At 72.5% G+C, this 21,277-nt stretch carries 24 protein-coding genes; 14 read left to right on the plus strand and 10 right to left on the minus strand.

Going from position 1 to position 21,277, the window contains the following annotated elements:
• Positions 1 to 138: 138 nt before the first annotated feature.
• Both ACFYST_RS09150 and ACFYST_RS09155 read right to left on the minus strand, forming a co-directional pair.
• The gene (locus tag ACFYST_RS09150) at positions 139 to 987 is read right to left on the minus strand and encodes an ECF subfamily RNA polymerase sigma factor, BldN family (RefSeq protein ID WP_387861035.1); all 849 of its coding nucleotides are present in this window, start codon (positions 985 to 987) and stop codon (positions 139 to 141) included.
• Positions 988 to 1,452: 465 nt separating this feature from the next.
• Positions 1,453 to 2,391, minus strand: coding sequence for an HAD family hydrolase (locus tag ACFYST_RS09155; RefSeq protein ID WP_387644171.1), 939 nt, complete (start codon positions 2,389 to 2,391; stop codon positions 1,453 to 1,455).
• 99 nt (positions 2,392 to 2,490) lie between these two features.
• Here ACFYST_RS09155 and ACFYST_RS09160 point away from each other — a divergent pair, with 99 nt between their 5' ends.
• The 7 genes from ACFYST_RS09160 to hemB all read left to right on the plus strand — a co-directional run bounded on the left by ACFYST_RS09160 (position 2,491) and on the right by hemB (position 9,672).
• On the plus strand, positions 2,491 to 2,769 hold the full coding sequence (locus tag ACFYST_RS09160; RefSeq protein ID WP_387861037.1) for a glutaredoxin family protein: 279 nt from the start codon (positions 2,491 to 2,493) through the stop codon (positions 2,767 to 2,769).
• Between the two features lie 145 nt (positions 2,770 to 2,914).
• Positions 2,915 to 3,601 carry an exonuclease domain-containing protein gene (locus ACFYST_RS09165; RefSeq protein ID WP_387644176.1) on the plus strand — a complete coding sequence of 229 codons (687 nt, stop codon included), beginning with the start codon at positions 2,915 to 2,917 and terminating at the stop codon, positions 3,599 to 3,601.
• Positions 3,602 to 3,702: 101 nt separating this feature from the next.
• Positions 3,703 to 4,575 (plus strand): redox-sensing transcriptional repressor Rex, encoded by an 873-nt coding sequence (locus ACFYST_RS09170; RefSeq protein ID WP_387644179.1) that lies wholly within the window; start codon positions 3,703 to 3,705, stop codon positions 4,573 to 4,575.
• 31 nt (positions 4,576 to 4,606) lie between these two features.
• Positions 4,607 to 5,992, plus strand: a complete 1,386-nt coding sequence (locus ACFYST_RS09175) for a glutamyl-tRNA reductase (protein WP_387644182.1) — start codon at positions 4,607 to 4,609, stop codon at positions 5,990 to 5,992.
• Between the two features lie 41 nt (positions 5,993 to 6,033).
• A complete protein-coding gene (gene hemC / locus ACFYST_RS09180; protein WP_387644185.1) occupies positions 6,034 to 7,008 on the plus strand; it encodes a hydroxymethylbilane synthase in 975 nt (324 codons plus the stop codon).
• Positions 7,005 to 8,624, plus strand: coding sequence for a uroporphyrinogen-III synthase (locus tag ACFYST_RS09185; RefSeq protein WP_387644188.1), 1,620 nt, complete (start codon positions 7,005 to 7,007; stop codon positions 8,622 to 8,624). The genes hemC and ACFYST_RS09185 overlap by 4 nt, the downstream gene beginning before the upstream one ends.
• A 67-nt stretch (positions 8,625 to 8,691) precedes the next feature.
• Positions 8,692 to 9,672: a porphobilinogen synthase gene (gene hemB / locus ACFYST_RS09190; RefSeq protein WP_387861039.1), complete on the plus strand. Its 981-nt coding sequence runs from the start codon at positions 8,692 to 8,694 to the stop codon at positions 9,670 to 9,672.
• Between the two features lie 178 nt (positions 9,673 to 9,850).
• Here hemB and ACFYST_RS09195 read toward each other — a convergent pair whose 3' ends face one another.
• The 3 genes from ACFYST_RS09195 to ACFYST_RS09205 all read right to left on the minus strand — a co-directional run bounded on the left by ACFYST_RS09195 (position 9,851) and on the right by ACFYST_RS09205 (position 11,141).
• Positions 9,851 to 10,108 (minus strand): hypothetical protein, encoded by a 258-nt coding sequence (locus ACFYST_RS09195; protein ID WP_387861040.1) that lies wholly within the window; start codon positions 10,106 to 10,108, stop codon positions 9,851 to 9,853.
• A gap of 194 nt (positions 10,109 to 10,302) precedes the next feature.
• A complete protein-coding gene (locus ACFYST_RS09200) occupies positions 10,303 to 10,650 on the minus strand; it encodes a rodlet layer protein (protein ID WP_387644197.1) in 348 nt (115 codons plus the stop codon).
• Between the two features lie 146 nt (positions 10,651 to 10,796).
• Positions 10,797 to 11,141 (minus strand): rodlet layer protein, encoded by a 345-nt coding sequence (locus ACFYST_RS09205; RefSeq protein WP_387644199.1) that lies wholly within the window; start codon positions 11,139 to 11,141, stop codon positions 10,797 to 10,799.
• Between the two features lie 256 nt (positions 11,142 to 11,397).
• Here ACFYST_RS09205 and ACFYST_RS09210 point away from each other — a divergent pair, with 256 nt between their 5' ends.
• Entirely contained in the window at positions 11,398 to 12,153 is a 756-nt protein-coding gene (locus tag ACFYST_RS09210; RefSeq protein WP_387861042.1) for a hypothetical protein, read from the plus strand.
• A 75-nt stretch (positions 12,154 to 12,228) separates the two neighbouring features.
• Here the strand turns inward: ACFYST_RS09210 and ACFYST_RS09215 are convergent, their stop codons facing one another.
• From ACFYST_RS09215 to ACFYST_RS09225, 3 genes are all read right to left on the minus strand, one after another.
• The gene (locus ACFYST_RS09215; RefSeq protein ID WP_387644205.1) at positions 12,229 to 12,612 is read right to left on the minus strand and encodes a hypothetical protein; all 384 of its coding nucleotides are present in this window, start codon (positions 12,610 to 12,612) and stop codon (positions 12,229 to 12,231) included.
• 174 nt (positions 12,613 to 12,786) lie between these two features.
• On the minus strand, positions 12,787 to 13,191 hold the full coding sequence (locus ACFYST_RS09220) for a chaplin (RefSeq protein WP_387861044.1): 405 nt from the start codon (positions 13,189 to 13,191) through the stop codon (positions 12,787 to 12,789).
• An 82-nt stretch (positions 13,192 to 13,273) separates the two neighbouring features.
• Entirely contained in the window at positions 13,274 to 13,516 is a 243-nt protein-coding gene (locus ACFYST_RS09225; RefSeq protein ID WP_387644209.1) for a chaplin, read from the minus strand.
• Positions 13,517 to 13,924: 408 nt separating this feature from the next.
• On the opposite strand from ACFYST_RS09225, the gene ACFYST_RS09230 reads away from it, so the two are divergent.
• Together ACFYST_RS09230 and ACFYST_RS09235 are read left to right on the plus strand one after the other, a co-directional pair.
• On the plus strand, positions 13,925 to 14,164 hold the full coding sequence (locus ACFYST_RS09230; protein ID WP_387861046.1) for a chaplin: 240 nt from the start codon (positions 13,925 to 13,927) through the stop codon (positions 14,162 to 14,164).
• 261 nt (positions 14,165 to 14,425) lie between these two features.
• Positions 14,426 to 16,075 carry an RICIN domain-containing protein gene (locus tag ACFYST_RS09235; RefSeq protein WP_387861048.1) on the plus strand — a complete coding sequence of 550 codons (1,650 nt, stop codon included), beginning with the start codon at positions 14,426 to 14,428 and terminating at the stop codon, positions 16,073 to 16,075.
• A 27-nt stretch (positions 16,076 to 16,102) separates the two neighbouring features.
• Here the strand turns inward: ACFYST_RS09235 and ACFYST_RS09240 are convergent, their stop codons facing one another.
• On the minus strand, positions 16,103 to 16,681 hold the full coding sequence (locus ACFYST_RS09240; protein WP_387644218.1) for a DUF4291 domain-containing protein: 579 nt from the start codon (positions 16,679 to 16,681) through the stop codon (positions 16,103 to 16,105).
• 194 nt (positions 16,682 to 16,875) lie between these two features.
• On the opposite strand from ACFYST_RS09240, the gene ACFYST_RS09245 reads away from it, so the two are divergent.
• The 3 genes from ACFYST_RS09245 (at position 16,876) to ACFYST_RS09255 (ending at position 19,687) form a co-directional block, all read left to right on the plus strand.
• Positions 16,876 to 17,856, plus strand: a complete 981-nt coding sequence (locus ACFYST_RS09245) for a hypothetical protein (RefSeq protein WP_387861050.1) — start codon at positions 16,876 to 16,878, stop codon at positions 17,854 to 17,856.
• A 107-nt stretch (positions 17,857 to 17,963) separates the two neighbouring features.
• The gene (locus ACFYST_RS09250) at positions 17,964 to 18,719 is read left to right on the plus strand and encodes a sugar isomerase domain-containing protein (RefSeq protein ID WP_387861052.1); all 756 of its coding nucleotides are present in this window, start codon (positions 17,964 to 17,966) and stop codon (positions 18,717 to 18,719) included.
• Positions 18,716 to 19,687: an N-acetylglucosamine kinase gene (locus ACFYST_RS09255; RefSeq protein WP_387861054.1), complete on the plus strand. Its 972-nt coding sequence runs from the start codon at positions 18,716 to 18,718 to the stop codon at positions 19,685 to 19,687. The genes ACFYST_RS09250 and ACFYST_RS09255 overlap by 4 nt, the downstream gene beginning before the upstream one ends.
• A gap of 15 nt (positions 19,688 to 19,702) precedes the next feature.
• Here ACFYST_RS09255 and ACFYST_RS09260 read toward each other — a convergent pair whose 3' ends face one another.
• The gene (locus ACFYST_RS09260; RefSeq protein ID WP_387861056.1) at positions 19,703 to 20,242 is read right to left on the minus strand and encodes an ATP-binding protein; all 540 of its coding nucleotides are present in this window, start codon (positions 20,240 to 20,242) and stop codon (positions 19,703 to 19,705) included.
• A gap of 189 nt (positions 20,243 to 20,431) precedes the next feature.
• On the opposite strand from ACFYST_RS09260, the gene ACFYST_RS09265 reads away from it, so the two are divergent.
• Positions 20,432 to 21,190 (plus strand): GntR family transcriptional regulator, encoded by a 759-nt coding sequence (locus ACFYST_RS09265; RefSeq protein WP_387861058.1) that lies wholly within the window; start codon positions 20,432 to 20,434, stop codon positions 21,188 to 21,190.
• Positions 21,191 to 21,277 lie beyond the last annotated feature (87 nt).

Raw genomic sequence — 21,277 nt, forward strand, 5'->3', positions numbered from 1 at the left:
ACGCCCGCCGGGCCCGGGCGCGCCGCCAACGGGCGCGCCGGGCAAGGTCGTTCGCGCCGGGGCCTGCCGGGCGAGGGTCTGCCGGTCGGGGGTCTGCCGGTCGGGGGTCTCTCGGGTGTCGCGTCCACGGCCCGCGGATCACCGGGCGTCGGGCGGTAGCAGGCGGGCCAGCGTGCGTACCGCCCGGTACTGCAGCGTCTTGATGGCGCCCTCGTTCTTGCTCATGATCCGGGCTGTCTCGGCGACCGAAAGCCCTTGCAGGAAGCGCAGCGTGACGCACTCCTGCTGCTGCGGGTTGAGCCGCCGCACCGCGTCCAGCAGGGCGGCGTTGGAGAGCGACTCCAGCACCGACTCCTCGGGGCTGCGCTCGCACTCGTTGGAGTCGAGCATCTCGCCGGTGGTGACCTCCAGCCGGAACCGGCTGGACTTGAAGTGGTCGGCCACCAGGTTCCGGGCGATGGTGACCAGCCAGGCCCCGAAGTCGCGGCCCTGCCAGGTGAAGGTGCCGATCCGGCGCAGCGCGCGCAGGAAGGTCTCGCTGGTGAGGTCCTCGGCGGTGGCCCGGCTGCCGACCCGGTAGTAGATGTACCGGTAGACGGTGTCGGCGTAGTGGTCGTAGAGCCGCCCGAAGGCCTCGCTCTCGCCGTTCTGGGCACGTTCGACCAGATCGACGACGGGGTTGTGCTCGGTGTCGTAGCCGGGGCCGGCGGGCGCGGTGCGGGTGCGGCCGCGGGTGCCGGGGGAGGGCACGGTCCGGCTGCGCGGGGCGGCGGCGGGGCTGCCGGCGGCGGTGGAGCGCAGCAGTGGCGCGGCGAACGCGGCGGGGGCGGGCGTGGTGAACGCGGGGCCGGCCACCGCGGGTTGGGGCACCAGCAGTTCGAACTCGCGGATCGCGGCCCACAGTCGCTCCAGGCGCACACTGCGGCGGAGGCCGGCGCTCGACGGGCGGGAGGTGGCTGGCGCGTCGTTCCGGACGGGTGGGTACACGGGACTCCCAGAGGCAGAACTGTGGACGGATCACCTCCGCCTGTGCGGAGAGGCACGCCGCATTGACCACCCGTCACGGGGACGTTCGGGGTGGCGTGCATCCAAGAGAGAATAACGCTTTGTGCAATGACAGCTACACCCCGTGGTCGAAGTGGTCGAAGGAAGTCCACTTCTCGCGCAAATTCGGCTGCCGATGACCGGAGTTGACGCCATCTCACCGGCTCAATGCGACCGCTTGTGCGCATCTGGTGACCGACTGGTGATGGATGGCCCGGGTTTCCCCGGTCGGGGCGTTCCCAACCCACGACTTTGACCGACTGCCGAACGATCACTTCCGGTCACGGCCGCGGCGCCTGCTCAGGGCCTGCCCGGGAGGGGCCGCGGGCATGCCGGGACCACCCGTCGGGGGGCGTGTCGGCGGCGGCGGGTTGACGCCCGGTCAAGGGCGGGGCGGGTGATGCCGGGTCAGGCCCGCTGGCGGCGGCGCATCGCCACCGCGGCGGCGGCCGCCCCGGCCGCGACGCCGAGCGCGGCCGCCGCGGGGATGCCGATCCTGGCTGCCTTGCGCCCGGTGCGGAAGTCCCGCACCCGCCAGCCCATCGCGCGGGCGTGCCGGCGCAGCGCCGCGTCCGGGTTGATCACGTACGGGTGGCCGACCAGGCTGAGCATCGGGATGTCGTTGGCGGAGTCGCTGAACGCGGCGCAGCGGGCCAGGTCGAGGTGCTCGCGGCGGGCCAGGGCCTGGACGGCGGCGGCCTTGGCGGGGCCGTGCAGCATGCCGCCGACCAGCCGTCCGGTGTACTCGCCGTCGCGGGTCTCGGCGACGGTGCCGAGGGCGCCGGTCATGCCGAGCCGGCGGGCGATCAGCCGGGCGACCTCCTGCGGGGCGGCGGTGACCAGCCAGACCCGCTGTCCGGCGTCCAGGTGCATCTGGACCAGGGCGCGGGTGCCGGGCCAGACCTTCTCGGCCAGCACGGGCTCGAAGATCTCCTCGCAGATCCGTTCCAGGTCGGCGGTGCGCTTGCCCGCGACCAGGCCGAGCGCGCTGTCCCGGGCGTCGGCGATGTGTTCGGCGTTCTCGGCGCCGCGCAGCCGGAACGCGGCCTGCTGCCAGGCGAACCGGGCCAGGTCGCGGCGGGTGAAGAAGCGCCGCCGGTACAGGCCGACGCCGAGGTAGAAGATCGCGGCGCCGCGCAGGATGGTGTTGTCGCAGTCGAAGAACGCGGCGGCCCGGACGTCGCCGGGCACCGGGGTGTGGTCGCCCTCGGGGGCCTTGGGGCGGCCCGGTTCCGTAGCGTCGGGGGTGAGCTGTTCCTGAGCGGCGTCGGCCGCGGCCTCGCCCGCCAGGACGGTCCGTTCGTCGGTGGAACGCCTCGACCGGGTGAGCCTTCGCAGCGCTGCCATGGGACGAGCATAGTCAGCCGGGGCGCCCGCCCCCGTGACCGAGGAGTGCCGCACCGGTGAACGAGGGGCATCCGGGGCGGCGCCGTGAGCGCCTGCACAATGAGTGGGGTGAGCCTGCTGCGACGTGCGAAGAAGAACCCGGCCGACACCACGGTGACGCTGATCGGCAAGCCCGGCTGCCATCTGTGCGAGGACGCCCGGGCGGTGATCCTCAAGGTGGTCGGCGAGCTCGGCGTCGGCTTCGAGGAGAAGGACATCATGCAGGACGCGGCGCTGTACGAGCAGTACGCCGAGCAGATCCCGGTGACGCTGATCGACGGCCGCCAGCACGACTTCTGGCGGGTGGACGAGAAGCGGCTGCGCAAGGCGCTGGCCTGACTCCCCGGCCGGCGGGCCCCGAGGGCCTGTCCTCGCTCCGGCGGTCCTTCGTAGGCGCTCGACACCCTCGGCCCTAGGAGTTCCGGCGGCTCCCGGCTTACCATCGAACGGTTGTCCACCGGGGGCCGTGCAAGAGGAGGGCGCGATGAACGGCTATGCCGTCGTCGACGTCGAGGCCACCGGTCGCAGCCCCTGGCGCCACCGGGTGGTCGAGGTCGCCGTGGTGCAGCTGGACGCCGCCCTGCGCACCGAGCGGGTGTTCGCCACGCTGCTCGACCCGGCCGGGCCGGTGGGGCCGACGCACGTGCACCGGATAGCGCAGGAGGACGTGGTCGGCGCACCGCGGTTCCGGCAGATCGCGCCCTGGCTGCTGGAGCTGCTGGCCGACCGGGTGCTGGTCGGACACCACGTGACCTGCGACCGGGCGTTCCTGGAGCGGGAGTTCGCGCGGATCGGCGTGGTGCTGCCGGTGCTGCCGGCGGTGTGCACGATGCGGCTGGCCCGGCGGCTGATGCCGCAGGCGGGCGGTTTCGGACTGTCGGCGTGCGTGGAGGCGGCCGGGCTCGGCTGGTTCCCGGCGCACACCGCGCTCGGCGACGCCCGGGCCACCGTCGAACTGCTGCGCCACTGCCTGCGGCTCGGATCCCCGATGGACGAGCTGGTTCCGGAGGCCGGTCGAGCCGCAGCGGTGCCGTGGCCGCGGCTGGCGGCGGCCCGTTCGGCCCGTGCCCCGGGGTCGGTCCGACTGCTGCGCCGGTGGGCTCCGCTGGGTCCGTGGCCGGCCGGAGCGGAAGGGTCGCGTCCGCTGGTCGGTGCGGCGGGTTACGAGTGATGCGTGTCACTGTTCGGGGACAAATCGGACACCATCTTTGTGCACACGTTCACAAACGCATAGCCTGGCGGTCCAAGCCCAGCTTCACCCACAGGAGCACCGTGGCAATCGGCCGACCCTCACCCCACAGTTCGCAGACGCCCGATCCGGGCGCCGCGCGCCGGACCTCGCGTGCGCGGGGCATTCCGGAGGCGACGGTGGCCCGTCTCCCGCTCTACCTGCGGGCGCTGACCGCGCTGTCCGAGCGTTCCGTGCCGACCGTCTCCTCCGAGGAGCTGGCCGCCGCGGCCGGCGTGAACTCCGCCAAGCTCCGCAAGGACTTCTCCTACCTCGGGTCCTACGGCACCCGCGGCGTCGGCTACGACGTGGAATACCTCGTCTACCAGATCTCCCGCGAGCTCGGCCTCACCCAGGACTGGCCGGTCGTCATCGTCGGCATCGGCAACCTCGGCCACGCCCTCGCCAACTACGGCGGCTTCGCCTCCCGCGGCTTCCGGGTCGCCGCCCTGCTGGACGCCGACCCCAACGTGGTCGGCAGCACCGCCGCCGGCCTGCCGGTGCGGCACATGGACGAGCTGGAGGACATCGTCGTCTCCCAGCACGTCTCCATCGGCGTGATCACCACCCCGCCCGGCGCCGCCCAGCTGGTCTGCGACCGCCTGGTCGAGGCCGGCGTCACCAGCATCCTCAACTTCGCCCCCACCGTGCTGACCGTTCCGGACGGTGTGGACGTGCGCAAGGTCGACCTGTCGATCGAGCTGCAGATCCTCGCTTTCCACGAGCAGCGCAAGGCCGGCGACGAGCCCGCCGCCGGCGACTCGGTGCTCGACCGCGCCCCCGGGCCGGTCCGCGCCGCCGCCGCCAAGCTGCGCCGCGCCGCCGGTGGCGGCAAGGGTGAGCAGGCGAAGAGCACCCCGGCCGCCAAGGGCACCAAGGGCCCCGAGGACGACCTGTCCGCGGTGATGCCGGCGTGAGCACCAACATCCGTCACGACGAGGTGGGGGCATGAGTCTTCTGGTAGTCGGTCTGAGTCACCGGACCGCACCGGTCGGCGTACTGGAGCGCGCCGCGCTCACCGGCGAGAGCCCGACCCGGCTGCTGCACGACGCCGCCGCCTCGGCGACCGTCGCGGAAGCGGCACTGGTCAACACCTGCAACCGGATCGAGCTGTACGCCGACGTGGACAAGTTCCACGCCGGCGTCGCCGAGCTGTCCCAGATGCTCGCCGGGCACAGCGGCGTCGACCTCGACGAGCTCACCCCGCACCTGTACGTGCACTACGAGGACCGCGCCGTCCACCACCTGTTCTCGGTGGCCTGCGGCCTGGACTCGATGGTCGTCGGCGAGGGCCAGATCCTCGGCCAGCTGCGCGACGCCCTGGCCAAGGCCCAGGACGAGCACACCGCGGGCCGCGGCCTCAACGAGCTGTTCCAGCAGGCCCTGCGGGTCGGCAAGCGGGCGCACAGCGAGACCGGCATCGACAAGGCCGGCCAGTCGCTGGTCACCTTCGGCCTGGAGCAGGTCGCCGTCGGCGCCGGCCCGATCGCCGGCAAGCGCGCCCTGGTGGTCGGCGCGGGCTCGATGAGCTCGCTGGCCGCCGCCACCCTGGTCCGGGTCGGCATCACCGACCTGCAGATCGCCAACCGCACCCCGGCCCGCGCCGAACGCCTGGTGGAGATCCTCGGCGGCGCCGCCCGTACCCTGGACTTCGACAAGGTCCCGCAGGCACTCGCCGACGTGGACCTGGTGATCTCCTGCACCGGCGCCGCCGGCACCGTGATCGACGCCGCCGAGGTGGCCGCCGCGGTCGCCGCCCGCAGCGCCGAGCAGCCGCTCGCCTTCCTCGACCTCGCCATGCCGCGGGACGTCGACCACGCCGTGCACCAGCTCGACGGCGCCCTGCTGGTCGACCTGGAGAGCCTCTCCCACGCGCACGCCGCCACCCCCGGCGCGGGCGACGTGGACGCCGTCTCCACCATCGTCGGCGACGAGGTCACCGCATTCGGCCAGGCGCAGCGCGCCGCCCGGATCGCCCCCACCGTGGTCGCCCTGCGCGCCATGGCCTCCGAGGTGGTCCGCAGCGAACTCGCCCGGCTCACCTCCCGGTTGCCCGACCTCGACGAGCGCTCCAGCGCGGAGATCTCGCAGGCCGTCCGCCGGGTGGTCGAAAAACTGCTGCACGCCCCGACCGTCAAGGTCAAGCAGCTCGCCGCCGAACCCGGCGGGGCCTCCTACGCGGAAGCCCTGCGCGAACTGTTCGACTTGGACCCCGCGGCAGTGCACGCTGTCTCCGGCACCCCGACCGGCGACCGGGCCGGGTCCTCGATCCCGGCCGGCGGTATCCCCGCCGCCCAGGCCGCCGTCGCCCCGCCCGCCGGAGCACCCAGATGAACACCCCGTCAGCCCCCCAGCACGACCAGGACGATCACCTCATGAATGGTCCAGAGACAGTGACGCCGCTGCGCCTCGGTACCCGCCGCAGCGCCCTCGCCATGGCCCAGTCGGGCATGGTCGCCGAGGAGGTGGCCAAGATCACCGGCCGCCGGGTGGAGCTGGTCGAGATCACCACCTACGGGGACGTCTCCCGGGAGTCGCTGGCGCAGATCGGCGGCACCGGTGTGTTCGTCTCCGCGCTGCGCGACGCCCTGCTGGAGGGCCGCATCGACCTGGCCGTCCACTCGCTCAAGGACCTGCCGACCGCCGCCCCCACCGGGCTGCTGCTGGCCGCCGTCCCCGAGCGCGAGGACGTCCGGGACGCCCTGATCGCCCGCGACGGCCTCACCCTGGCCGAGCTGGTCGGCAAGGCCGACGGCCGCACCGTCCGGATCGGCACCGGCTCCCCGCGCCGGATGGCCCAGCTCAACGCCTGGGCCCGGGCGCACGACGCCGACCTCGAGACCGTCGCCATCCGCGGCAACGTCGACACCCGCATCAACTTCGTCACCTCCGGCGAACTCGACGCCGTGGTGCTGGCCACCGCCGGCCTGAACCGGCTCGGCCGCCACGCCGAGATCACCGAGCACCTCGACACCGCGCTGATGCTGCCCGCCCCCGGGCAGGGCGCGCTCGCCGTCGAGTGCGTCGACCCGACCCTGGCCGCCGTGCTGTCCCGGCTCGACCACGTCCCCACCCGGGCCGCCGTGGTCGCCGAGCGCGCCCTGCTGGCCACCCTGGAGGCCGGCTGCTCCGCGCCGGTCGCCGCGCTGGCCACCTGGGCCGGCACCGAACTGCGCCTGGAGGGCGTGGTCGGCACCACCGATGGCGCCGAACTGCTCAAGATGTCCGCCAACGGCCCGCTCGTCCTCGACGAAGCCGCCGAGGAGCAGGCCGCGGCCCTGGGCCGCGCCCTGGCCACCCGGCTGCTCGACGCCGGAGCGGCCGACCTGATGGGGGAGCGCGCCCGATGACCGCCGCCGGATTCCACCCGCCCGCAGGGCGCTGCACCTTCCTCGGCGCCGGCCCCGGCGACCCCGGACTGCTCACCCTGCGCGCCGTCGACGTGCTCAGCACCGCCGACGTGCTGATCGCCGACCCGCTGACCGCCGCCGCGGTCCGCACCCACTGCCCCAGCGGCGTTCAGGTGATCGACCCGGCCGACGCCGGCAAGGAGCTGTGCGACCTGGCCGCCGACGCGGTCCGGGCCGGCCGCCACCTGGTCCGCACCGTCGACGGTGACCCCGGCCTGGACGGCTGCGCCGCCCAGGAGATGCTGCGCTGCGCCAAGGCCGGCGTCCCGTTCGAGGTCGTTCCCGGCGTCGCTCAGTCGGTCGGCGTGCCCGCCTACGCGGGTGTCCCGCTCCGCGGCGACCAGGGCGCGGACGTCCGGTTCGTGGACGGCGAGGCGCTGCTCGGCGGCCAGCTGGTCGACCTCGGCGCGCCCGAGACCACCCTGGTGGTGCGCACCACCCTGGGCCAGCTGCCCGCGACCGCGAACGCCCTGGTGGCGCACGGCCGCAAGCCCGACGCGGCGCTGTCCGCGACGCTCTCCGGCACCACCACCCGCCAGCGCACCTTCACCTCCACGCTGGCCGCCATCGCCGCCGACCTGAAGGCCGCCCGGGTGCTGCCCTCGCCGGTCTCCGCCCCGGTGGACCCGGCGACCTCGGTGATAGCCGTGGTGGGCGCGCAGGTCGCCCACCGCGCCTCGCACTCCTGGTTCGAGACCAAGCCGCTGTTCGGCTGGAACGTGCTGGTGCCGCGCACCAAGGAGCAGGCCCACGGCCTGTCCGAGCAGCTGCGCTCGTACGGCGCGGTGCCGCAGGAGGTGCCGACCATCGCGGTCGAGCCGCCGCGCACCCCGCAGCAGATGGAACGCGCGATCAAGGGCCTGGTCACCGGCCGCTACGAGTGGATCGCCTTCACCTCGGTGAACGCCGTCAAGGCCGTCCGGGAGAAGTTCGAGGAGTACGGGCTCGACGCCCGCGCCTTCGCCGGCATCAAGGTCGCGGCGGTCGGCGAGACCACCGCGCAGGCGCTGGTCGACTTCGGCGTGAAGCCCGACCTGGTGCCGTCCGGCGAGCAGTCCGCCGCCGGCCTGCTGGAGGACTGGCCGCCCTACGACCCGGTGTTCGACCCGATCGACCGGGTGCTGCTGCCGCGCGCCGACATCGCCACCGAGACCCTGGTGGCCGGCCTGGTCGAGCTCGGCTGGGAGGTCGACGACGTGACGGCGTACCGGACGGTGCGCGCCTCGCCGCCGCCGGCCGAGACCCGCGAGGCGATCAAGGGCGGCGGTTTCGACGCGGTGCTGTTCACCTCGTCCTCGACCGTCCGGAACCTGGTCGGCATCGCCGGCAAGCCGCACAACGTGACCGTCATCGCCTGCATCGGCCCGGCCACCGCCAAGACGGCGGAGGAGCACGGCCTGCGGGTCGACGTGATGGCCCCGGCCCCGTCCGCGTCCGCGCTCGCCCAGGCGCTGGCCGACTTCGGGGCCAACCGCCGGGACGCCGCCACCGCGGCGGGCGAGCCGGTCTACCGGCCGAGCGAACGCCGCCCCGGTTCGCGCCGCAAGGCGCGCTGACCCTCCGTCGGGGGAGGCCGACCAAGCCTCCCCCGGCGTCTTTTTCGTGACTCAGGGAGCCTTCGAAGTGTCCGCCGAATTCCCGTCCGTCCGCCCGCGCCGCCTGCGCTCCACCCCCGCGATGCGCCGCCTGGTCGCCGAGACCCGGCTCCACCCGGCCGAGCTGATCCTGCCCGCGTTCGTCCGCGAGGGCATCGCCGAGCCGAAGCCGATCACCTCGATGCCCGGCGTCGTCCAGCACACCCGGGACACCCTGCGCCGGGCCGCCGTCGAGGCCGCCGAGGCAGGGCTGGGCGGCATCATGCTGTTCGGCGTCCCCGAGGTGCAGGACGCGGTCGGTACCGAGGGCACCAACCCCGACGGCATCCTGCAGGTCGCCATCCGCGACGTGGTCTCCGAGGTCGGCGACGCCCTGGTGGTGATGTCCGACCTGTGCCTGGACGAGTACACCGACCACGGCCATTGCGGCGTGCTCGCCGAGGACGGCTCGGTCGACAACGACGCCACCCTGGAGCGCTACGCCGAGATGGCCGTCGTGCAGGCCGAGGCGGGCGTCCACCTGGTCGGCCCGTCCGGGATGATGGACGGTCAGGTCGCCGTCATCCGCCGCGCCCTGGACGACGCGGGTTACCAGGACACCGGCGTCCTCGCCTACACCGCGAAGTACGCCTCCGCGTTCTACGGCCCGTTCCGGGAGGCCGTCGGCTCCTCGCTCAGGGGCGACCGCAAGACCTACCAGCAGGACCCGGCCAACGCCCGCGAGTCGCTGCGCGAGCTGGAGCAGGACCTCGCCGAGGGCGCGGACATGGTGATGGTCAAGCCCGCGATGGCCTACCTGGACGTCCTGCGCCAGATCGCCGACGCCTCCCCGGTGCCGGTCTCCGCCTACCAGGTCTCCGGCGAGTACTCGATGGTCGAGGCCGCCGCCGCCAACGGCTGGATCGACCGCGAGCGCACCATCCTGGAGACGCTCACCTCGATCCGCCGGGCCGGCGCCGAGCAGATCCTCACCTACTGGGCCACCGAGGCCGCCCAGCTGCTGCGCTAGCACAGGAAGGGGCGCGGGGAACTGCGCGGCAAGCGCAAGGCCGGTCCGCAAGGTCGCGATCAAGAGCAGGTCACTGTCCTGCGTTGCGATCTTGCGGTTGGGTGCCTTCCGCTGCGCGCAGTTCCCCGCGCCCCTGTTTTCGCGTCCGTCGGCCTTTGCGCCGGCGGCTTTCGCGGGGTCAGCCGATGGCGATGATGCCGCCCTCGCCGCCGCCGACCGCAGTGGAGGTGGCCCAGCCGTAGCGGCCGCCCGCGGTGAAGATGTGGTCGGTCGCGGCGAAGCCCGCTCCGTGGCCCGCAATGAAGGGCTCGTGGGCGGTGATCACGCCCTCCTCGCCGCCACCGGCAGCGACGTGCGCACAGGCGGGGGAGGCGATGCCGGCCAGGGCGAGCGCGGCGACGGTGGTGACGACGGCCTTGCCCAGCTTGCTCTTCATGAGAGTTCCTCTCTGCGTCGGGTGGTGTCTCTACGTCAACACGGGGGTGCGGCTGGCGGGGCGCTGCACGCGCCCGCCGGTGCTCCGATCACCCGGTCGCGCCGCGGACGAACGGGTGGGGGTACGGCCGGAGACACGGAACCGCCGGGCCCGGGGCTGGCCCCGGACCCGGCGGTCGGCTGTGACCGGGAAGATCAGCCGATCAGGTGGCTGACGCCACCGTCGCCGGCGGTGGCGGTGTTCTGGCCGATGTCGCAGGTCTGCTTGGCACCGTTGTTGAGCGCGTCGACCTCGACCGGGACGACGATGCCGATGAGGGCACCCACGCCGATGTTGTGGATGTCGGGCAGGCAGATGTTCGGGTTGTCCAGCACGTGGTTGTTCGGGCTGTGGTTGCCGTGGGTGCCGGTGGCGTTGGTGCCGCCGTCGCCCTGCAGGGAGACGGCGGAGCCGTCCGCGTCGCCGATGGCCATCGCGGGGGAGGCGGACATGGCGAAACCGGCGGCGACGACGCCGACGGCGGCGAGAGCCTTCTTGATCATGGGGTCATTCCTTTTCGGATCTGATGGAGTGGAGCAGTGCCCCTTGCGCGTGGCTCGCGCCGGGGCCACCGCCCGGCCGGGGGAACGGCGCGGGCGGATCGTGGGGCGCGGAGCGGGAGGCTCCGCGCCAGGGCGGTGACGGGACGTCAGCCGACCAGGTGGGAGACGCCGCCGTCGCCGCTGCCGACGGTGCCCTGGCCGACCACACAGGTCTGCTTGGGCTCGTTGTTGAGCGCGTCGACCTCGACCGGGATGGCCACGCCCAGCACTGCCACGCCGATGTTGTGGATCTCCGGCAGGCAGATGTTCGGGTTGTCGGCGAAGTGGAAGTTCGGGCTGTGGTTGCCCCAGGTGCCGCTGGAGTTGGTGCCGCCATTCCCCTGGATGGTGGCGGCCGAACCGTCCGCGTCGCCGATCGCGACGGCGGGGGAGGACACCGCGGCCAGCGCGGCGGCGGCCAGGCCGACGGTGGCCAAAGACTTCTTGAGCATGGTCGAGATACCTCTCTGAAATACCGTTCGAGGGGTGCTGCCCCGTCGTCGTCGGGATCAAAGAATGGCGAACAGGAAAGTTACGGGGGCGGAGAAAATTCGTCGAGGATCATCGATTTCTCCGCGCGCCAGTCGGATTATTAGGCCGTTCCGGTTAACTGCCGCTATCCGGGAGGGAGGTGGCTCGTTCGCCAGGGTGTGCGCGACGCACCCGAAGTACCTCTCGGGCTGCTGGCGGCACGAGAAGTCATACGGAATGACCGACGTACCGAATTACCGGATACCCGAACGAACGGCGAACACCATGAAGCTCTCCAAGCGGGCCGCGGGCGCCCTGCTGCTGGCGGTCGGCGCGGGCGTGGCGGCGACGCAGGGCGTGGCCCAGGCCGCGGCGAAGACCCCGGCCGAGGTGGCCGCGCTAGAGGACGGACTGGCCACCAAGCAGGTGCCGTTCAGCATTCCGCTCAGCACGCCGGACTCGCCGCTGCCGCTGCTCGCGGACGGCGGCGAGATCCACGGCGGCATCCCGTCCTCGCCGCTGCTGCCGCCGAGCGGGACCGGCCAGAGCCCGACCGAGCCGATCCCGGACCACGTGCTGCCGGCCCTGGGCGGCACCAAGCTGGGCCCGTCGCTGGGCGCCACGCTGCCGCTGCCCGAACTGGACCAGGGCGCGCGGCTCGGCAGCCTGGACCTGGACGCGCCGCCCGCCCCGCTGAACGTGGCCGGCCCGGCGGTCGGCCTGGGCCGGCCGGTCAGCTTCGTGCAGGGCGAGAGCGGCCGGCTGACCGACGCCGCACTGACGCTGGACAAGGTGGACCCGCACCTGGTGACCGCCCCGGTGCAGGCCGTGCCGGGTGCCAAGGCCTCGCTCGGCGGCGAGCAGGACCAGATCTCGGTCACCGACTCGGTGAAGACGCTGGCCGGCACCACCACCGCCATGACCGGCGAGATGCTGAACCAGGCCAACCCGGCGCAGACCCTCACCGGCGCGCTGGACCAGTCGCAGATGTGACGCGGCACCACCACTCGTTCGTACGGCCCGGTTGCTCCGTGTGGAGCAGCCGGGCCGTACGGGTGTCCGGGGACGTCAGAGCGGCAGCGCGTTGAGCAGCGGGCCGGCCAGCGGGAGGTCCTTGGCCCCGCCGCCGGCGGACAGCGGCTTGGTGACCGTGCCGGTGCCGATCGGGCCGGGTCCGTTGTCGGGGATCACCGTGACGCCGTTGTTGAACACGTCCGCACCGGATCCGGCCCACGGGTCGAGCCGCAGGTCCTTGGCCGGGGCGACCGCGTAGCCGAGCGCGGAGGTGGTGCCACCGAGCGCCGCCTGGGCGTCGGCGGGCTGCAGGTGGGGGGCGGGCAGCGGGAGCCCGGCGAGCTGGTCGGTCTCGGCGTGCGCGGTCTGGGCGGTGAGGCCGCCGAGCAGCAGCGCGGCGCCGAGCGCGGCCAGCGCTCCGGTGGTCGTCCGGGACATCGGCCATTCCTTCGGGGAGGGGACTTCGGGGTGACAGGTACGTCGGGTTAACGAGTCGCCGGGGCGCTGGGTACTCCGAGGCGACGAGTACGTGGGTGCGGCGGGGACGAGCACTGCCCCCCGGCCGGTGGCCGAGGGGCAGTGCGCGCGGGGCTGGCGATCGGCCGGGACCGGTCAGTCGCAGTCCTCGTCCACCGGCTCGTGGTGGTGGTGCCCGTGGTGGTGCTCGTGCTCGGCCGGCGGCTCGGAGTGCTCGTGCTCGGCCGGCTCGCCGTGCTCGTGCGCGTGCTCGCCCGGCTCGACCGGCGCGGCCACGGGCTCCACACCCTCGGTACCGCCGTCGCCGTTGATGCAGGTGTTGCCGAACGCCGGGTTCAGCAGGGCGATGATGCCGATCGAGTTGCCGCAGACGTTGACCGGGACGTGGACCGGGACCTGGATCAGGTTGCCGGAGAGCACACCGGGGGAGTTGGCGGCGACGCCCTCGGCCTCGGCGGAGGCGTTGGCCAGGCCGGCCGAGCCGAGGACCAGGCCGGCGGCGGCGACGGTCAGGACCGCGGCCTTCTTGAAGTTGCGCATGAGGGGTTGATCTCCTAGATCGCAGCGGGGAGTTGGTGTGCCGCGTGGCGCGGGCGTACGGCGCGGTACGGCGTCGGGCGGTTCAGCCGCCGTTGATGCAGGTGTTGCCGAAGGCCGGGTTCAGGATGCCGACGATGTCGATCGTGTTGCCGCACAGGTTGATCGGGATGTGGATCGGAACCTGGATGTCGTTGCCGGAGAGCACGCCGGGGGAACCGGCGGCGACGCCCTCGGCCTCGGCGGAGGCGTTGGCCAGGCCGGCCGAGCCGAGGACCAGGCCGGCGGCGGCGATGGACAGGACCGCCGCCTTCTTGAAGTTGCGCATGGCTCTTTCTTCCTCACGTTCTGCCCGACTGTGGAAGGTCGGGTGTCGGGCGATTGGCATCATCGCCCGCTGTTTTCCGGATGCGCCGTGAATGTCACTCACGCGGCTCAAGACCCGCGTGTCGCCCGTGGCTTGGGCGGTGCGTGCTGCGTCGGGGGTGCGCCGGCGGCTGTTCACGTCAGCGGGGTTCGCCAGGAAGAACGAACCAGTACGGCGGGGGAAACGGTCGAGTTCGCCGATCGTCCGGGCCGTTCACCCGAATGCTGCGGTTACGCCGGACGGGTGATTGTCCGAAGAGCATCGCAACTGATTCGGAGTGGCTTCGTTGGCTGAGTGCACGTCCCGTGTGCTTCCTTCCGGTAGCCCCGGCGCGGCAATTGGAAGATCTGATTTATCGAGGAGACTCAAATGAGCATCAAGAAGGCCGCCGCGGTCGGCGCCGCTGTCGTGGGCATCGTCGCCGCCGGTGCGGGTTCCGCCCTGGCGAGCAGCGAGGCCGAGGGCGTCGCCGCCGGTTCCCCCGGTGTCGTGTCCGGCAACCAGATCCAGGTCCCGATCCACATCCCGGTCAACCTGTGCGGCAACTCGATCGACATCATCGGCCTGCTGAACCCGGCGTTCGGCAACACCTGCGTCAACGGCGGCTGACGACACCCGCTGGTTGATCAAGCCGTCGTCCACATCCTCCTGGTGGGGTGTGGGCGGCGGCTCAGCTGCGTTTGCGGGCCGAGCTCCTGACGGGCCGTCGCAGGTGCCGTGGCCGTATCGCTCCGCGAGTCTTGTTGTGTTACCTGTCAGTACCTAGCATGTGAGCCTGCCTCATGTTCGCCGGGTTCCGGCCCGGTTCCCCCATGCTCCGCGCCGCCCGGCACCCGCCGGGCGTACCCCCACCCCCGCAAGGAGTCATGAGTGTCCAGGACACCAATGGTCCGCCGCAGGTCCCCCGCCCTGCTCGCCACCGCCGCGCTGCTGGCCGCCCTCGGCCTCGGCTCCGGCCTCGGCACCGCGGCCACCGCCCAGGCCGCCTCGCCCAGCGCGGGCAAGCCCGCCGCGATCGTCGCCCTCGGCGACAGCGCGATCTCCGGCGAGGGAGCCGGCACCGACACCAACGACGACTACGTCACCGGCACGGACAGCCCCACCAACTACTGCCACCGCTCCACCAAGTCCGAGATCTTCGTGACCCAGCTCCCCGGCGTCACCCCGATCGATCTGGCCTGCTCCGGCGCGCAGACCGGCGACCTGGTCAGCGACCCCGAGCTGGCGAAGATCACCGGACCGGGCAGCGGCGACTTCGGCGAGGCCAAGCAGGACGTCCAGCTGGCCGCCACCGCCGCCAACTACGACGTGAAGATGGTCGTCGTCACGATCGGCGCGAACGACGACTTCGAGTTCGCCGGCATCATGATGTCCTGCCTCGCCCAGTACTTCCCGATCCCGCAGTCCCAGGGCTGCCGGGACACCATCGGCAGCGCCGAGATCACCCGGCGCGCCGCCGGGGTCAAGCCCAAGGTGACGGCCGCGCTCACCAACATCCGCAACACCATGCGAAAGGCCGGCTACTCCGACGACTCCTACCAGCTGGTCTACCAGTCGTACTTCAACCCGATCACCCCCGACATCCGGCGCAACGACTACGTCGGCAAGGTCGCCGACGGCTGCCCGGCCTTCCCCGAGGACCTCGCCTGGGGCCACAACTGGGTCGTTCCCACGCTCAGCGACGCGCTGCGCGACGCCGCCTCCGGCGTGCCGGGCGTGCGCTACCTCGACCAGCGGCGGGTCGCCTTCGGGCACGAGGTCTGCGCGGAGTGGACCAGCTCGCCGTACGAGTACACCAACGGCGACGTGATCGACCTGTCGGAGAGCACCCGCAACGGCTGCGACAGCCCGATCTCCATCCCCGGCCTGTGCATGAACAACGTCCGCCAGTCGTACCACCTGCGGGTCGCCGGCTACGCGGCCGAGGCCGCCTGCCTGCGGCAGTTCTACCAGCAGGCCGGGCTCGGGCAGGCGTTCTGCTCGCTCAACCAGCAGAACACCACCTCGATCACCGCGCTCACCCCCGGCAAGCCGTTCCCGGACACCCCCGAGGACGGCGCCTGGTACCAGCTCACCAACCAGGCCAACGGCAAGGTGCTCGACCTGTCCGGCGGCGGCACCTACGGTGACTCCACCAACGGCCGCCCCGCGATCACCTATCCGGCCACCGGCGGGCTGAACCAGTCCTTCGTGTTCGAGATCAAGGCCGGCGGCTCCTTCGAACTCGACTTCAGCGGCAACCGCAACATGTGCCTGGATGTGTCCGGGGCCTCCACCGCGCCCGGTGCCAAGATCCAGCAGTGGGGCTGCAACGGTGGTGGCAACCAGCACTGGCTCCTGCAGCCGGTCGGTGACGGCACTTACAAGCTGGCCGACTCCCAGGACGCCACCAAGCTGGCCACCGCCACCACCCAGACCGACGCCCAGGGCAACCCGCTGGTGCAGCTGGCCGCCGACAACGGCTCCGCCGCGCAGCACTGGCAGCTGACCAAGCTCGGCATCGTCTACCTGCACGGCTGATCCTGCCTGCGGGCCGGCGGCTCGCCGTCAGCCCGCACCCAGTCGGGCGGCCGCACCCGGTGGCATCGGGTACGGCCGCTCCGGCGGCAGCAGCGCCGCGTCCCTGGTGGCGTGCAACTCGTGGGCCAGCGGCGTCAGATCCTCGATCCGCACCAGCCACTCCCCGGCATAACGCCGCACCAGCTCCCCGCTCAGCCCCAACTGCAACGACCGGTGCGGCAGCGGCTGCAGGTGCAGATCCCGCTCCGGATCCCACTGCACCCGGGCCGGACTGCGCCGCAACGCCCGCTGCCACTCCGCCTTCGACGCGTGCAGCCCCGGCTCGTACCCGCTCAGCACCGCCGCCTCCAGCGCCGCGTCGAACCCCTGACGCGTGATCACCACCCCGACGATCCGCTCCTGCCCCGGGCTCCGCGCCCAGTCGCTGCGGTACATCAGCCAGCGGAACGACGGCTTGATCCACGTCATCCGATCCCGCGAGAACGCCTCCGGCCACCGACCGTCGGCCACCGCCGGGTCCGCGATCTCGGGCCGGAACGCCTGGTAGACCGTCACCGTCTCCTCGTCGTAACGGGCTCTGATCTGCTTCTTCGGTACCTCGTCCATCCGGCCATCCTGTCCGTCGGGGCCGCCGCGCGCCCGTGAATATTCGGTCAGGTCGCGAAGACGGGGGCGCGGGGAACTGCGCGAGGCGGAAGGCACTCGTCGGGAAGATCGCGACGCATGGCAATGACCTGCACGTGCTCGGGACCTGACGGACCGATGAGCGTTTGTCGCGCGGTTCCGCCAGTATCGGCGCCATGGACCTTCTCGCCCAGCTCGACCCCGTCGGCCCGCTCACGCCCTTCGCGGCGGACCGGGTGGCCGTCGAGTCCTGGCTCGGGGTGCGACTGCCGATCGAGTACTGGGAGTTGACGCGGTACGGGACGGTGGTGATCGGCGGGGAGATCGCGTTGCAGGCGCCGACCCGGGAGCAGCTCGGGACGCTGGCGTGGTCCAAGCACGACCTGCGGGTCGAGCTGCGTGAGGCGGGAGTCGTCCCGCCCCGCCTGTATCCGGCGCCCGGCGGGCTGCTGCCCTGGGGGAGCGTCGTGAACGGCCGGACGTTCCTGTGCTGGAACACCGCTGATCCGGATCCGGACCGCTGGACGGTGGTGCTGTGCGATCCGACCCGGCCCGAGCCGCTGCTCGACTCGGGGCTGACGTTGGCCGCCTTCCTGGAGACGGTGATTCTCGACCGGGTCGGCCACCTGGGCCCGCTGCCGGCCACCATCGCGCCGTCCTGGCAGCAGGACGTTCGGTGGAGCCCGTCGCCGCGCCGTGAACTCACCGGGGACGAACGCGAGTTCGCGTTGCACGGGCCGGCCGGGCTGGCCGCGTTGCGGCTTCTGGTGCCGCCCCCGGAGCGGCCGATTGCGGACCCATTGGGTGCCCGACTGCCTTCCGATTACCGGGAGTTGATGGCGCTGTACGGCAGGGGCACCTGGTCGGAGTGGTTGGGGCTGCCTTCGCTGTCGCGGTCGGACGCCCCGGCGGACGGCTTCCTGGCGATCGGGACGAGCATCGACGCCGACCGCCTGGGCTGGCTGGTCACCGGCGCGGACCCGGACACCTGGCCGCTGGTGGTCCGGCCCCGGCACGTGTGGGGTGAAGTGCCGCTGTCGGGTGGGCTGGTGGCGGTGCTGGTGGGCTGGCTGCGGGGGGAGCTGGACGTGCCCGGGCTGCCGGGGCTGGATCCGGAGGACGACCCGTTCGAGTGTGCGGGGTTCGAGCCCTGGTGACGGTGGCCGGGTTGATTCCCTGCACTGGTCTAGTCCTGTCGTTGACAGCGGTGGCGGACCGGGCCGACCATGTGAGCCGTCCCACAGTGCTCTGCCTGGAGGTTCCCGTGACCAGCCCTTCCGCGGCCGACTTCGTTGCTGCCGCCCATGCCGCCATCGACAAGGTCAGCAGCTCGCAGGCCGGGGAGGTGGCGCGGGCCGCTGAGCTGATCGCGGATGCGCTGGCCGCGGACGGCATTGTGCAGGCGTTCGGTACCGGGCACTCCGAGGCGTTTGCGATGGAGATCGCCGGGCGGGCCGGCGGGCTGGTGCCGAGCAACCGGATCGCGCTGCGTGATGTGGTGCTGTTCGGCGGGCGGCCGGTGGAGATCCTGTCCGGCTCGGAGCTGGAGCGCGGTACCGAATCCGCCGCGATGCTCTGGGAGTTGACCGACCCGCACCCGGCGGACGTGTTCATTCTGGCGTCCAACTCCGGCGTCAACGGCTGCGTGGTGGAACTCGCCCGGCTGGCGAAGGAGAACGGCCACCCGCTGATCGTCGTCACCTCGGCCGAGCACACGGCGGGTGTTCAGCCCAAGCACCCGTCCGGCCTGCGGCTGCGCGACTACGCGGACGTGGTGCTGGACAACGGCGCGCCGTTCGGTGACGCCGTGCTTCCGATGGCGGGCGGCGGCCGGGCCTGTGGCATTTCGTCGATCACGGCCGCGCTGCTCGGTCAGCAGATCGTCGCCGAGGTGATTCGTCGGGTCGAGGAGAGCGGCGGCGTTCCGCCCGTCTACCTGTCGGCGAACATTCCCGGCGGCGACGAGCACAACAACAAGCTGGAAGCGCTGTACGCCGGCCGCATCCGTCGCACCGCATGACCGGCGCGCCGCTGGTGCTCGGCCTCGACGTGGGCGGCACCAGCACCCGGGCGCTGGTCGCGACCCTGGACGGGCAGATCCTCGGCACCGCGCACGGTGCCGGGGGCAATCCGGTCGCGCACGGTGCGGAGGTTGCCGTCCGGGAGATCGGCGGGGCGGTGCGGGCCGCGCTGGCCGGGCTCGATCCGGCGCGGGTGGCGGCGGGTGTGATCGGTCTCGCGGGCGGTTCGCTCGCTCCGCCGGAGGTACTGGCGCTCTGGCCTGCCACCGGACTGACCATCACACCGCGCCTGGTCGGCGACGCCGAACTCGCCCACGCGGCCGGGACCGCCGCCGCCGACGGCACCCTACTGCTCAGCGGCACGGGCGCGATCGCCGCGGAGATCCGCGACCACGCGCTGCGCCGCACCGCCGACGGCCACGGCTGGCTGCTCGGCGACCGCGGCTCCGGCTTTTGGCTGGGGCGCGAAGCGGTCTCCGCCGCGCTCACGGCCGTGGACCGCGCGCTGCCGTTCGACGGATCGTCACTTGAACTGCCCGGCCTGGCGGGTGCGATCGCCGAGGCGCTGGTCGGGCCCGGTGGCCTGGGCCGCGAGCCGCGTTCGGCGCTGATCGCCGCCGCCCACGCCGAGGCGCCGGCCCGGCTGGCCCGGTTCGCCCCGATCGTCCTCGACCGGGCGGCGACCGGTGACCCGGTGGCGCTCGCCCTGGTCGACCGCGCCGCCGACCACCTGATCGACACGCTCGCCCTGGTCCGCGAACCCGACTCGCCGCTGCCGCTGGTGCTGGCCGGCGGTCTGCTCGCCTCCGAGACGCCGCTGGTCGCTCACCTGCGTCCCAGGCTGGCCGCGCGCTGGCCGGACGCGGACATCTTCACCGCCCGGAACGGCGCCGGTGCCGCCGCCTGGCTCGCCGCCCGGACCTTGGGCCACGGAACGGAGGAGCTCCACGGCCGCCTGACCGCGTGAGTGGTCGAGCGGGCGTCAGTGGCAGGTCATGGCTCCGGGCCCGACCCGGTCGGCCGGAATCTTCCGCGGGACGCCCTCCTCCGGGCTCCGATCGGGCCCCCGGTGTTCCTTCGTGCTCCGGTGCCGGGCCGGCCACCACGGGCGGTCGGCCCGCCCGGCCGGGAGGGCTATCTCGGCCCACACCCATTTTCCGGTGCGCTTGCGGATCACCCCGTGGGCGAGGGCGAGTTCGGCGATCAGCAGGATGCCGCGGCCGGACTCGGAGTCCCGGTCGGGGCGCCCGGCCATCGGGACGGTGGGGGCGGTGTCGTAGACCTCGATGACGGCCCGGTGGTGCAGCGGGTCGGCGTGCACGCCGACGGTGACGACCGGGCCGGACGCGTGGCGAACGGCGTTGCCGAGCAGTTCGGAGGTGACCAGATCGACGGTCAGTTGGGTGTCCTCGTCCAGGGGCGTGCCGCCCCAGGCGGTGATGAGCGCGCGGACCCGGCGGCGTCCGGCGGCGACGGTGGCGGGCTCGCGGGGCAGTGAGAACCATCGACGGTGCACGGACATGGTGGGCTCCTCACGCGGTTTCGTTCGATGAACGCTGGTGAAACGCCCATGAACGGGAGACTCGGCAGCCGATATGAGGGTATGTCAGATTGCAGCATCTCTAGACAAGCTGAAATCTCTAGAGATGTCAATGCATCGGGGGGCGTACCGTGCGTAGGATGTCTAGAGAAGGGAAGGAAGCCCGCCGCCATGACCAGTCACCCCCGCGCCACCCAGCCCAAGTACCAGCGGATCGCCGAGGATCTCAAGCGCGACATCGACTCAGGCCGCTACCGACCGGGTGACCGGCTGCCGGGCGAGAACGATCTGATGGTGACGTACGGCGTGGCCCGGATGACGGCCCGCCAGGCGCTCGGCGTGCTGCAGACCGAGGGGATCGCGGAGGCCCGCAAGGGGGTGGGGGTCTTCGTCCGGGAGTTCCGGCCGATAAGGCGTCGCGGCATCCAGCGGCTGTCCGACCGGAACTGGGGCGGCGGCTTCTCGGTCTGGTCGACCGACATAGCGGCCCGCGAACTGACGGTGGACCAGCTGACCGTCACCGAACGGGAGGTGCCCGAGCAGATCGCCGCCGTCCTCGGCCTGAAGCCAGGCGAGTCGGCCTGCGTGCGCAGCCGCCGCTTCGTCCTGGACGGCAAGCCGGTGCTGCTCTCCGAGTCCTACCTGCCGGCCGCGCTGGTGGCGGGCAGCCGGATCACCGACCCGGACACCGGCCCCGGCGGCACCTACGCCCGGCTCGCCGAACTCGGCCACAAGCCGGTGCACTTCCAGGAACACATCCGCTCCCGGATGCCCGCCGGCAACGAGGCCGAGCGCCTCGCCCTCGCGCCCGGCACGCCGGTCTTCCTGGTGAACCGCACCGCCTTCGCCGAGGACGGCCAGGTGGTGGAGTTCAACGAGATGGTGCTCGACTCGGCCTCGTACATCCTCGAATACGACTTCGACGCCTGAGCATCCACAGCCGACGGGCAACTGGGCACAGTTGTCCACAGGGCTGTGGACAAGTCCGCTACCCGTGGTTTCGACGGAACTCGATCT

Source organism: Kitasatospora sp. NPDC004614 (genome assembly GCF_042873675.1).
Lineage (GTDB): Bacteria > Actinomycetota > Actinomycetes > Streptomycetales > Streptomycetaceae > Kitasatospora.